Raw genomic sequence first — 13,362 nt, 5'->3', positions numbered from 1 at the left:
AATCATCCAAAAAAATACGGACCTTTTGGCCATCAAAAAAAACGCCTTGTATTCTTACAAAATACAAAGCGTTTCAATCATCAAGCCCTAACTTAATGACATTGGGCTTGACCTGTGCTTTTTTGTTCCCTAGGGAATCATTTGTTTTCGAATGATGTTTTGACAGATATAATGGGACAATGAGGTGTGACAATGGAATGGAAGACATATTTTAATGAGCGCAGTCTGCATAAGGGCCTTGCTTTATGGAAAGCAAAGTCTGTCATCAGCTGCAATGCGACGGGAGATCTTGTGACCGGCAGAGTCAAAGAATCCGGCAGGGTCTATATGACCTCTGTCAATTTGAGTGAGGGTTTTCATGCGTCCTGCTCCTGCCGCAATGCCGCAATGGGGATGCGCTGTGCCCATATGGCAGCGCTGCTGTATGCCCGCGATGCCCAGTTACATAAGCAGATTGATGTGCATAAGCCTCTGTTTGATGCCAGAAAGGATGCCAGGTGCTACTTTGATCTTGCACGTATTTTCAAAGATGTTCGGTTTCCATCCGAGATGGTCCGTCAGGCCCGCATCCTGGTCATGGATAAGACGGTCATTTTTGACGGTGTTCAAACTTCCTACTGGAGTCATTATGGCCTGCGTGACAGCAGTGAGCAGTCGCTGATCATTGACGGCCACATCGGTACTGATGATTATCCCAGAAAAATTCAGGTCGTTGTGACGCATGATCATTATGTGGGTGGTACATGTGATGAGGATTACATTTATTCAACATATGCCAGCCGTATATGTGCCCATCAGCTTGCCCTGCTGTTACTGGCGGAGGAAACGATCCAGCATTTCAATCTTGGCGATGCGACCGACTATGGTGCTGATCAGTTTCTGACTGCCTTTGCCGAGAAGCGTACATCACGCCGCCTCAAGGAAATCGGTACAAAGAACAATGTGATCCAGTTTAAGCCAAGACTGACTGTCACAGAAGATGGCAATCTGGAACTTGGCATGAAGATCGGTACGGGCAAACTGTATCTTGTCAAGGATATGTCGGCACTGCTGGATCAGAAAGACAGCGGCGAGACGGTCAAACTGGGCAAGAACAATGAAATTAATTTCGGCATGCAGGATTTTGTCAGCGAAGATGAGAAGTATTTCAATTTCCTGCGCACCCAGATCCAGGAATCCAGGGCAGAATTTGCCCGTTTTACACGGCGGTACTATGATGCCTATACATACTCACGGCCGGCGTTTCCAGGCATCAAAAACAGAATGGAGCTGTCTGATCATACGCTGGATGTCTTTTTTGATACAGCAGAAGGGGATGTTATTGAATTTGCAGACAAGCGGAAAAACGGCAGTTCTGCCAGCTCATTGCAGCTGAAGGACGGCCAGGCAAAGCTGAAACTATCCATTGAGACAGATATTGATGCCGACCGCAATGTCCAGTCCGTGCAGCTGTATCTGCCAAGAAGCGAGGTCTTCCATGGCTCACGCTATTACTATGCGATCAGCGGCTCCACACTATACCGTCTGCCGGAAAAAGAAGCAGAAATGCTGGATACGATGGGGCTTGGCAGCAATGGCGCGGATTCGATCCGCATCGGCATGCGCCGTCTTTCCGAATTCTATTATCACATCCTGCCGATTCTGCAGCAGTCCGGCTATTTTGATATCCAGGAAGATGACAAAGTGGCAGAGATTGTCCCGCAGGAAGGTACCTATGATTTCTATCTGGACCGCCATGATGATGTGCTGACCCTGTCAGCGCAGGTATCCTTTGGGGATGTCAGCTATCGGATCATCGATGATCATTGGAATGATTATGAAAACTCACCGCTGCGTGATCATACGTATGAGCGTGAGATCCTGGATACCGTACAGCTGTATTATCCTGATTATGACAGAGATCATCATCAGTTTACGGCTGATGCGGATGATGATACGGTCTACAGCATTCTCAGTGAAGGCATCAAAGCACTGATGATGCTTGGTGAAGTACATGTGACAGATGCCTTTGACAAACTGCGCATCCGCAGAACACCAGTTGTCTCCATCGGTGTTCGCACCGAAAACAACCTGCTGGATCTTTCCATTGCCACCCATGACATGAGTGAGGAAGATCTGCTGGCTCTGCTTGACAGCTATAAGCAGAAGAAAAAGTATCACCGGCTAAGCAATGGTGATTTCATTGAACTGGACCAGAATGATTCTCTGGATGTGCTGTCTGCCTTGTTTGATACGATGAACATCTCACTGGATGAATTCACCAATGGCAAGATGCAGCTGCCGCTGTACCGTGCCCTGTATATCAATAAGCTTCTGGAGGAACATGACAGCGTCGCGGCAGACCGTGACCGCACATTCCGCAATCTGATCCGCAACTTTGAAAATGTGCGTAATTCCGACTATGAAGTGCCATCCAGTCTGCAGGATACGATGCGCTCCTATCAGATCTATGGCACCGAGTGGATGCATACCCTTTTGACATGCGGATTTGGCGGCATTCTGGCCGATGACATGGGCCTTGGCAAAACACTGGAAACCATTGCCTTACTGCTATCACGCAGGGAAGAAGGGATCCAAAAGCCTTCCCTGGTGATCACACCGGCATCTGTTGTCTATAACTGGATGGAAGAGTTCAAGCGTTTTGCACCGCAGATGAAGGTGCTTCCGGTAGTTGGTACCGCAAAAACAAGAAACCAGCTGCTGAACCAGAAGGCAGATGTGTTTGTGACAAGCTATGATCTGCTCAAGCACGATATCAAGAGCTACCAGCAGTACAGCTTTGATGTGGAAGTGATTGATGAGGCGCAGAATATCAAGAATCCTGGCTCTGCAGCTGCCAAGAGTGTCAAGATCATCCCGAGTGACCACCGCTTTGCTTTGACTGGTACACCGATTGAAAACCGGCTGTCAGAGCTCTGGAGTATCTTTGATTATCTGATGCCAGGCTTCCTGTTTACGTATGATACGTTCAAGTCACGCTTTGAAACGCCGATTGCCCGCAATAAGGATGAAGCAGTGACCCAGCATCTGCGCCGAATGGTATCGCCGCTGATCCTGCGGCGTCTGAAGAAAGATGTGCTCAAGGATCTGCCGGATAAGATGGAAGAGACGGTCTTTGCAAAGTTTGATGCGGACCAGCAGAAATTATATGATGCCCAGACGGTGCATATGAAGCATTCTTTGCTGGCATTACAGAATGGTGACAGTAAGAACAAGCTGCAGATTCTTGCCGAGCTGACAAAGCTGCGGGAGATCTGCTGTGATCCAAGACTGATTGCCACGGATTATACCAAGGGCTCTGCCAAGCTTGATACATGCATGGAACTCATTGAAAGTGCGATGGATGGCGGCCACAAGATGCTTGTATTCTCGCAGTTTACAAGCATGCTTGCATTGATTGAGGAAGAGCTGCAGAGCAGACAAATTACCTATGATCTGATCACTGGAGCAACGCCAAAGCTGGAACGGCAGCGTCTGTGCCACAGCTTTAACAATGATGATACGCCGGTCTTCCTGATTTCCTTAAAAGCAGGCGGAACAGGTTTGAATCTGACCGGGGCAGATGTGGTCATCCACTATGATCCATGGTGGAATCTGGCAGCCCAGAATCAGGCAACTGACCGTGCCCACCGGATTGGCCAGGAACATAACGTGACTGTGTATAAGCTGATTGCCCAGGGGACGATTGAAGAGCGTATCATGGAACTGCAGAATACAAAGAAAGATCTGGCAGATGCGATCCTGAATGGTGAGACGGCAAGTCTTGCATCGCTGTCTGCGGAAGAACTGATGGAGTTAATCGGATGAGTGAAAAGAAAACAACAACACGCCCGGTGATTGAAACAAAGCTGCGGCACAATATTCTCAGTATTCCCGAAGAGGCCCGAAGAGCCTCCGGTATTGTCGTCTTTGGCAGAAGAATCAAGACACTCGTATTTACAACCGATGTGGCGATTATCCGCAACTGTGATGCTGATGCCGTCTTTGCGGTGTATCCTTTTACACCCCAGACTGCCATTGGCGATTCCGTCATCAAGTATTCCTACATTCCGGTTTTCTGCGGGGTAGGCGGCGGTACCACGCATGGTGTCAGAACCATCGGCCTGGCCAGGGATATGGAAAGCAGTGGTGCCATGGGCGTTGTCCTCAACAGTCCGATCACAAACCTGAACCTGGCTGCGGTTGCCAAAGCAGTAGATATTCCGGTTGTGATCACCGTTACCAGCATGGATACGGATATTCAGAAACGCCTGGAGGCCGGTGCATCGATTCTCAATGTGGCCTGTGGGCCAAAGACACCGGAAGTGATCCGGCATATTCGTGAGTATTTTCCGGATGTCCCGATCATTGCCAGCGGAGGCAGTAAGCCGGAAACGATCATTGCAACCGTGGAGGCAGGTGCCAATGCCATTACATATACACCGCCAAGCACCGCACAGCTGTTTGCGTCCATGATGGACAAATACCGGGGTGATGCACAATGAAGCCGATCCTGTTCTGGGACTTCAACGGCACCATTCTGGATGATGTGCATCTGACATGGCAGATTGAAACAAGGATGCTGCAGGAGCGCCATATGCGCACTTACACACTGGAAGAATACAAAGACATGTTCTGCTTTCCGGTGATTAATTACTACTACAGGATGGGTTATACGTTTGAGAACGAAACATATGATGATGTTTCCGTGGAATTCAATGATGCCTATGCCAGAGGATTCTCTTCCTGCCGTCTGATGCCGGGATTTCTTACAAAGATTCAGGAAGCAATTCAGAAGGGGTATGAGAATATCATTCTCTCCGCATCGCAGAAAGACAATCTCAAACAGCAGTGCCGGGAGCTTGGCATTGATCAGTACTTTTCCTATCTGCTTGGTACGGATAATCTCTATGGCGGCTCCAAGATCGATATGGCCATAGCATTTATGCAGAAACAGAAGATTGATCCTACAAACTGCCGCTTCATTGGTGACACTCTGCATGATCAGGAATGTGCCAATGCAATCGGCATCAATGATGTCGTTCTGGTTGCCCAGGGTCATCAGTCCAGAAGTGTGCTGGAAAGCGGCTGTGACCATGTGGCAGATTCTTTGATGGAGGTAGAGCTGTGATGAAGCGCTGCAAAGTCGATCAAAAGTGCGGCGCATGCCGCTATCTTGCAATACCTTACAGCCAGCAGCTGATTCAGAAAAGAAATAGGGTGCGGGAATTGTTTCCTGGCGTCAATGTGGAACCTGTGCTGGGCATGGAGGATCCTTACCATTACCGCTGCAAGATTTACTGTGCCTTTGGCTATGACCGCAATGGTCATGTCAAAGCAGGTCTGTATCAGGAACACAGCCATAAGATTGTTTATACAGATGCCTGCCTGATCCAAAACAGCAGGGCAAATGCCATCATTCATGATTTGTGCAGGATTGCCGATCAGCTGCACATTGAACCCTATGATGAAGATGCCGGCACGGGTGTTCTGCGCTATGGCTATCTCAGAGTTTCTCATCAAAGCGGTGATGTCCTGCTGACCATTATCATCGGATCTCACTTCCTGCCCAGAGAAAAGGCATTTCTCTCATTGCTGCGCAAAGCACATCCGGAAATCAAGACTGTCATTCTCAACTATAACCATGGTACAGATTCCATGGTGCTGGGACCAAATGAGAAGGTGATCTATGGCCCAGGATCCATCACGGATACCATAGACGGCCTGACCTTCTCCATCTCCTCAAAGTCCTTTTTCCAGGTCAATCCTGTCATGACAGCAGTGTTGTATCAGACAGCTCTGGATCTGGCAGATCTGAAAAAGAATGAAACAGTACTGGATGCCTGCTGCGGCATTGGGACCATTTCACTGTTAGCTGCCAGACAGGCATCTTTTGTCCTGGGCGTGGAGATCAATCCGCAGGCTATCCGTGATGCAAAGAGAAATGCGAAGATCAACCATATCAGCAATGTCGAGTTCATCGCGATGGATGCCGAAGAATTCATCCGCCATCTGGGAGAAAGACCGGATGTTGTCTTTCTGGATCCGGTCAGAGCGGGACTTTCCGAAAACTTCCTGCACACACTGGGCAGTCTGCAGCCGGACAGGATGATCTATGTCTCCTGCAACCCGGAAACACAGGCCAGAGATACAAAGATCCTGCGCAGGTATGGCTACAGGATCCGTACCATGATTCCGGTTGATCAGTTCCCATTTACGCCAAACATTGAAACTATTGCCTTGATTGTTCGAAAATAACAGCAGATCATGTATTGCATAACAGGACATGCCAGGGAAGGGAAATCCTATGCCACAGGTATTCTGTTTCATATGCTGGTGGAAAGCAAAATCAGTAAATGATGTAAGAAGAACATCAATATTCTGGATAAATCACTTGCTGTACGTGAACAGGCACAGCAGCTTCAAGGCATTGATGTAAGGTATACCCGCATAGATAAGGGAGGCATTGAGAAAGAATCTATGAGGGGGTATAACAAAAATGGAAAAAAGGCAGACACGTACACATCTGGAATCCGTCAGATTGACCGCACAAGGGCAATTATGATTCTCTGTGCCATCTGTGCTGCATTCATGATTGCTGCATCTGTCTATCAGATCTACTGCAGCAAAAACAGGCAGTTCTCTGTCAAAGCTGGAATGGTCTCATCCATCAGTATCTCAGAGAACGCAGCTGTTAACGTATCTGCTGAACCATAGGCATCATCAGTATGTGCTGATGATCGTGGTGGGGGATTGCATGTATGATCAAAAACCGCATGAATCATTTGTTCTGCTGGTTCTTGGCAATGCTTGTTTGCATATCCATCCGCTATACGATCTCTGCAGGTTACGTGGATGCACCGGAGCAGGCCCAGAGCCGTTCTGCTTTGATGATTCTGGCAGATGAAGCACTCTATGCGGCCAAGATTTCCGGCAAGCATGAAGCCAGACATTATGATCCTTCCATGGCGGATATCAAGCAGGAACAGCTTGGCTTCAGCACCAAGGCACTGGCCTCCGGCATCCCGGGCTCCTTCCTGATCTATAAGTCGGATCCTGAAGATGAAGAAATTCTGTTTGCCAATGACTCTTTGGTTCATTTGCTGGGCTGTGACAACTATGATGATTTCTGCGCCTATACCGGCGGCAGGTTTACGAATATCATCGTGCCGGAAGACCGGCAGAGAGTGGAAGATTCCATCTGGGAACAGATCAACCACCAGAAGGAAATTGAAACGACAAAGAGACCATACTATGAAGACTATGTTGAATACAGCATCATTGTCAAAGGCGGCAAAGTGATCCCGGTCATAGATGTTGGCAGACTTGTCGAAGATTCTTCCTATGGCGGTGTGTTCTTTGTATTTATCCATGAAAAGGAAGCGATGAAAGAGGATTTCCTGAAGAAATCGTCTAGATGATCTCTGGTGTATGCCAGAGTTTTTCATTTTCCTGGAGGTATTGACGAAACTGCCTGTATATGTCTATCGTTTACGCAGGAAAGAAGGATTATCTATGAATCACCAGGAAATCATGCAGTCGATCCATGATATCGGCTTATTACCCGCGGTTGTGCTGGACGATGCATCTCATGCGGGGCCGCTTGCCGGAGCATTATGCAAAGGATCATTGCCGCTGGCAGAAGTGATGCTGCGCACACCAGCTGCGCTTGCCTGCTTATCGGCAATGCATAAAGCGTGTCCGGAAATGTTATTAGGTGCCGGAACGGTATTCAGCATCCAGCAGGTCATTGATGCCAGAAATGCCGGTGCATCGTTTATTGTGACCCCGGGACTCAACCCGGATGTGGTCAGATTCTGCCAGCAGGAAAATATGCCAGTCATCCCTGGCATCTCTTCGGCATCAGAGCTGGATCTGGCCAGAAGACTTGGCCTGCATGTCGTTAAGTTTTTCCCTGCAGAACCTTTGGGAGGGCTGCGCACCATTCATGCGTTATCTGCGGTCTGGAATGATATGTATTTTCTGCCCAGCGGCGGTATCGATGATCATAACATGCAGGCATATCTTCATGATGAAAGGATCTTTGCAATCAGCGGAACATGGATGGTGAAGAAGGAACTGCTTGAAAGCGGGCAGTATGACAAGATTTCTGAGATGGCACATGATGCCCTCAGAAAGATGCTGCAGATTCATATTGTCCATATTGGCATCAACAGTGATACTGCACATGGCAAAGAGATCGCCACTGCCTTTGCAGACCTGCTGGATGGCAGTGTTCGTGATGCAAAGATCAGTTATTTTGGCTCTGAACTTGTGGAAGTGATGACCACTGCCAGAGCCAGAGGCACCTATGGACATATCGCCATTGGTGTATCTTCTGTTTCCCGTGCTATTGCCTTTTTCCAAAGAAAGGGCTATGACTTTGATGAAAGTTCTATTGTGAAAGATGAAAAGGGCAGAATCAGGCTGATCTACTTCAAAGAGTGCATTGCCGGTTTTGCTATTCATCTTGTACAGGAGGCATAACATGAGCAAAAAGATTGTAACGTTTGGTGAGATCATGATGCGCCTGACGCCATCTGGTGATCATACCCGTTTTCTGCAGGCCAGCCAGTTTGACATCATCTTTGGCGGGGCTGAGGCTAATGTGGCCGTATCCCTTGCCAACTATGGCGATGATGCCTGGTTTGTCACCAAGGTTCCAACCCATGAAATCGGCCAGGCTGCTGTCAATGCACTGCGCCGCTATGGTGTCCATACTGACAAGATTGCAAGAGGCGGAGACCGCCTTGGCATCTATTATGCTGAAACAGGTGCTTCTGTACGTGGGGGCAAAGTGATCTATGACCGTGCTGGTTCTGCCATTGCCACCGCGGATCCAGCTGACTTTGACTTTGATGCCATTTTTGAAGATGCCATCTGGTTCCATTGGTCCGGCATCACACCAGCTCTGTCTGACAAAGCTGCGAAGCTGACTTTGCTTGCATGTCAGGCCGCAAAGCGCCATGGTGTGACGGTATCCTGCGATCTGAACTATCGCAAAAAGCTCTGGACACCAGAGCAGGCCCAGATTGTCATGAAGCCGCTGATGCAGCATGTGGACGTTTGCATTGGCAATGAAGAAGATGCGGCTAAGATGCTTGGCTTTGTGCCGGATTGTGACATTGAAAGCGGCAATACCGATGTTGAGGCATATAAGGCCATCTTCAGGCAGATGGAGGCAGAATACCATTTCAAGATGATTGCCACAACGCTGCGTGAATCTCACAGTGCCTCAGACAATGGCTGGAAGGCACTGCTTTATGATGGAAAACAGTTCTACGTATCCCGCCACTATGAAATTGATCCGATTGTAGACAGGACCGGGGCAGGTGACAGTTTCTCGGCAGGCTTGATTCATGGCATCCTGCATTATGACAGTCTGCAGAAGTCTCTTGATTTTGCGATTGCGGCCAGTGCGCTGAAACATACGCTTCCTGGCGATTTCAACTGTGTTTCAGAGCAGGAAGCTCTCACTCTTGCACAGGGCACTGGAAATGGCAGGATCGTACGCTGAAAGCTGCATTTTGTGTCATATTATTGTGAATATCATTCGTAATATTATGAATACTCAATTGTTTTACTTTTCCATCTGACAAACATGTGCATAATAGGACACGCGATGAAAAAAAGTGTGAAACAAAATAAGGCGAGCAGACTGAGATCGTCTGGACCTCTTTTTCTTGCAGTATGCCTCACTGTCTATGTCGTGATTGTGCTAGCATGTTATGCATGGTCAGGAAGTCTGGCTGCATGGAGAAGTGAAGATTTACAATTATCTTCCGGATACGCTGAGCTATGGTGAAAACCTGATCTTTGAAAGTGACAACATCTTCTTTAAAGTGAAGATTGGCGGTGATGAAGTGTATAACTACACAGAGAAACCGTTTGTACTGGCCGGGCGCAGCTATGGCTATGCGTTTCATAACATTGGCTTAAGCAGAAGGCAATCTGGGGTGCGTGTTGAAATTACCGTATATCCTGCCTATAAGGGTGCCGGTGGAATCAGTGAGATCAGTGTCGGCAGCTTCGGTACGTATATGACCCACCTGGTTGCCAGATTTCTGCCGGCTTTTCTGACCAGTATTCTGATCATTACGCTTGGTGTGACAATGCTGTATATCTCTTATGGCACCAGTAATCTCAAAACGCCGCTGGTGGATTCATTCCGCATGTTTTCGCTGACAGCAATCCTTTTTGGTACGTGGAGCCTGGTGGAATCCCGGGTTCCCATTGTCCTGACCCCATGCCCGGATCTAGGGCGCTGCTTTACCTTTACGATGCTGATGATTGTGCCTTATCCTGCCGTCAGGGCAGCCAATGCCTGGATGATCAGGCCAAATCCGAAGATTGACCATTTCTTTCTTGCAGTTGTGATCTTTAATGTTGTTGTCTGTACAGGTGCTTATATCCTGTTCCATCTGGATCTCTGGCAGTGCAGGCTGCTGATTCATGCAGCACTGATACTGTCCATTGCTGTCATGTGCATCATGAGTGTTGATCAGATCGTGCAATATAAGCGCAATCATATTCATAACCCGAGAAGAGAAATACTCTGGGTGATCATTCTGCTTGACTTTGCATGCATGGTTGTTGACCTTGTCCGCTATGCCGGCTATGGGGCGCCTGAAGATGCCGCCCGCTATTCGCGGATCGGCTTTTTGATGCTCATGCTTGTATTAATCATGGTGTACAAGAGTGAAATGATCATCCACATGAAGAAATCCCTGGAAGCCGATGTGTATCATATGATGGCATACAAGGATGTCATGACGGGTTTCTACAACCGCTCTGCATTATTGGAAGTGCAGGAAAATCTTGATAAGGAAATGACATCCGGCAAAGTCAGAGATCTGATCATTGTCTATGCAGATTTGAATTTTCTCAAGCGGGTCAATGACCACTATGGCCATCAGGCAGGGGATGATTATATTATCCGCTGTGCACATATGCTGCAGGATTCTTTTGGCCGCTATGGCAGACTGTTCCGTCTGGGTGGTGATGAGTTCATGGCGGTGCTGGATGGAGAGGATGTCTTTGCGGATTATGATAAGGGTGAACTGGCACTGCTGGATCTGCTGGCAAAGCAGACACCTGATGCCAAAAAGCCGCCTGTCTCTCTTTCCTGGGGCTTTGCCATCTCCAGAAAGGAAAAGCCTGTCACGATGGAAATGCTGGAGAGTATGGCTGATGCCAGAATGTATGAGATGAAGGTACAGATGAAGGCGGAACGCCTGGACTGATGATGAATCACGACAGATTCTGAAATATGTAAATCCCCGATCGTGAAAAAACACGTATCATTAATGCGAAAGGTGGTTCGTGATGGGGAATGCTTTTCTGACTGTCCTGAGATGGGTCCTGCTTGTTTTTGCCGGTTTATATACAATGCATTTTGCTTTGATTGCATTCGGCGGCTTAATCAAGCCTTTTGCCCGGTATCATGATACAGAGAAAAAACATCATTTTGCCATTTTGATTCCGGTCCGCAATGAAGAACATGTGATTGGCAGTCTGCTGGACAGCATTGGCAAAGCCGATTATCCCCATGATCTTCTGGATGTGTATGTGCTTGTCAATAACACAATCGATCATACGCCGGATATTGCCCGTTCCTATGGTGCGCATGTGATCGATTATGGCAATACGGTCCACAGCAAAGGCGATGTGCTCGGCCATGCGTTTGCTGAGCTGACAAAGCACAAGGAACTGGATGCCTTTGCCATTTTTGATGCCGACAATCTTGTCGATGCCGGTTTTTTTACGGCTATGAACAGCGCTTTGCAGCACGGCGTGCAGGTGGCACAGGGCAGGCGGATCGGCAAGAATACGTATGATGCGTTTCTCTGTGGCTTTTACGAAGTGTTCTACCAGATGCAGAACGTGCTCTTTAACAATGGTGCCCAGCATAACAGCCGCTCGGCTGTGCTCAACGGCACCGGCTGGGTAATCAGATCTTCCATACTGCAGGCGCATCCTTTTGATACGGTCACAATCACGGAAGATCTTGAACTCAGTGCCCAGTGCGCCCTGTGGGGTGTTTCGATCACCTATGTACATGATGCCAGATGTTATGACGAGTATCCGATGAATGCAAAGATGTCACTGCGCCAGTTATTCCGGTGGATCTTTGGCCAGGTGCAGTGCATGCGTGTCTATACAGGAAAACTTTTGAAGAAGTGGGTTGCTGCACACAGTGCAGCGGCACAGGATCTGGCGATGGTATTTGCCATGCCCGCGGCAGTCATGATCGGTGGAATCGGCCTGGTGCTGTCCTTTGCAACGATGCCGCTCCATAAAGCACTGCTTTTGATGCTTGTGCTGATTCTGCTTTTATATATCTGCTTTGATGCTCTGCTGCAGGGATGCCTCTATAAGGCAGAGATTGCACACTGCACTGTGCAGGGCTTTTTATTTCCGATCTTCATGTGCATCTGGATACCTCTGATGATCGTGTGTCTGTTTAAAAAGAATGTGGCCTGGAAGCCCATTGAACATAATCGTAATGTCAGGATCGAGGATATGAAGAAATGAAGCAGTTTGGCAGGAAATTCATGCATTATTTCTTTGCAGACCCTGGTGAGTACAAGCCAGCTGGTATTTTAAGCCCGGGACATTTTCTGCTGGCAGGTATGGCAGTATTTGGCATCTATGAAGGTCTGACGCATACACTGCTGCTGCCAGAAGCGGCCCTGCGCAGTCTGATTCGCAAAATCATCATTGTGCTCTGGGGGCTGGAATGCATCAAGATTCATTTCCGCATCCGGACTGGTTCAGAAGCAGACTATGATACATGGGTGCCGCTGTATTTCTGCTCCATCACCTTATATGCCGGCATTGCCAGCGGCTTTGGCAGGGGCATCATCCAGCATATCGGCGATGTATTTCTTGCTTCCGGCGGACTGATTGCTGGCATCTGCTTCATGCTGTATCCATCCAGCTCACTGCTGATCTATCCCACATTCCATTTTCTTTCCGTGCACAGCTTCATCTACCACGGTACCATGACGTATCTTGGCATTCTGATGAACCGCACAGGCCTGGTCAATCTGACCTGGCATGATCTATGGTATTATGCGCTGTATGTCCTGATGTTCTGCATCATTGCGCTGATCATCAACCACCGCCGCGGCTGCAATCTGATGTTTATCTCGGCACCATTTCATGGCACCTTCCTCGATACGGTGTACAAAATTCTTGGTAAATCGTATACAGTTGTGCTGTGTCTTGTGCAGATGATTGTGCCATATGTTGTCATCATGATGTTTAAAACATGGACGCCTTTATTGACGAGGCCGCTATGGTATCCGCATCTCTGAATTTCTTCAGATTTTGATGCGGATTTTTCTTTTGGAAACTATACTAGTGAGTTGGAAACGGGAG

Annotated in this window: 11 protein-coding genes; all 11 read left to right on the top strand. The window is 48.1% G+C overall.

The features are described from left to right. Positions 1–192: 192 nt before the first annotated feature. The 11 genes from DHU66_RS10075 to DHU66_RS10025 all read left to right on the top strand — a co-directional run bounded on the left by DHU66_RS10075 (position 193) and on the right by DHU66_RS10025 (position 13,298). On the top strand, positions 193–3,807 hold the full coding sequence (locus DHU66_RS10075; RefSeq protein WP_108775830.1) for a DEAD/DEAH box helicase: 3,615 nt from the start codon (positions 193–195) through the stop codon (positions 3,805–3,807). After that, positions 3,804–4,484: a beta/alpha barrel domain-containing protein gene (locus tag DHU66_RS10070; RefSeq protein ID WP_108775829.1), complete on the top strand. Its 681-nt coding sequence runs from the start codon at positions 3,804–3,806 to the stop codon at positions 4,482–4,484. The genes DHU66_RS10075 and DHU66_RS10070 overlap by 4 nt, the downstream gene beginning before the upstream one ends. Next, positions 4,481–5,110, top strand: coding sequence for an HAD family hydrolase (locus tag DHU66_RS10065; protein WP_108775828.1), 630 nt, complete (start codon positions 4,481–4,483; stop codon positions 5,108–5,110). The genes DHU66_RS10070 and DHU66_RS10065 overlap by 4 nt, the downstream gene beginning before the upstream one ends. Then, positions 5,110–6,237 carry a 23S rRNA (uracil(1939)-C(5))-methyltransferase RlmD gene (gene rlmD, locus DHU66_RS10060; protein WP_108775827.1) on the top strand — a complete coding sequence of 376 codons (1,128 nt, stop codon included), beginning with the start codon at positions 5,110–5,112 and terminating at the stop codon, positions 6,235–6,237. The genes DHU66_RS10065 and rlmD overlap by 1 nt, the downstream gene beginning before the upstream one ends. A gap of 222 nt (positions 6,238–6,459) precedes the next feature. After that, complete coding sequence (locus DHU66_RS10055) at positions 6,460–6,696, top strand: hypothetical protein (protein WP_108775826.1); 237 nt, start codon at positions 6,460–6,462, stop codon at positions 6,694–6,696. 89 nt (positions 6,697–6,785) lie between these two features. Continuing rightward, a complete protein-coding gene (locus DHU66_RS10050; protein ID WP_135358358.1) occupies positions 6,786–7,400 on the top strand; it encodes a PAS domain-containing protein in 615 nt (204 codons plus the stop codon). A gap of 94 nt (positions 7,401–7,494) precedes the next feature. After that, positions 7,495–8,466, top strand: coding sequence for a bifunctional 4-hydroxy-2-oxoglutarate aldolase/2-dehydro-3-deoxy-phosphogluconate aldolase (gene eda / locus DHU66_RS10045; protein WP_167836362.1), 972 nt, complete (start codon positions 7,495–7,497; stop codon positions 8,464–8,466). A 1-nt stretch (position 8,467) separates the two neighbouring features. Further along, positions 8,468–9,496 (top strand): sugar kinase, encoded by a 1,029-nt coding sequence (locus tag DHU66_RS10040; RefSeq protein WP_108775823.1) that lies wholly within the window; start codon positions 8,468–8,470, stop codon positions 9,494–9,496. Between the two features lie 211 nt (positions 9,497–9,707). After that, positions 9,708–11,222, top strand: coding sequence for a GGDEF domain-containing protein (locus tag DHU66_RS10035; protein WP_108775822.1), 1,515 nt, complete (start codon positions 9,708–9,710; stop codon positions 11,220–11,222). Between the two features lie 82 nt (positions 11,223–11,304). Further along, positions 11,305–12,513 carry a glycosyltransferase family 2 protein gene (locus DHU66_RS10030; RefSeq protein ID WP_108775821.1) on the top strand — a complete coding sequence of 403 codons (1,209 nt, stop codon included), beginning with the start codon at positions 11,305–11,307 and terminating at the stop codon, positions 12,511–12,513. Beyond that, a complete protein-coding gene (locus tag DHU66_RS10025; RefSeq protein WP_108775820.1) occupies positions 12,510–13,298 on the top strand; it encodes a TMEM164 family acyltransferase in 789 nt (262 codons plus the stop codon). The genes DHU66_RS10030 and DHU66_RS10025 overlap by 4 nt, the downstream gene beginning before the upstream one ends. Positions 13,299–13,362: the final 64 nt, after the last annotated feature.

The organism is Lactimicrobium massiliense, assembly GCF_900343155.1.
Lineage (GTDB): Bacteria > Bacillota_I > Bacilli_A > Erysipelotrichales > Erysipelotrichaceae > Bulleidia > Bulleidia massiliensis.
The sequence above is the reverse complement of the archived record's forward strand: the minus strand, read 5'-3'. Positions and strand labels throughout refer to the sequence as shown.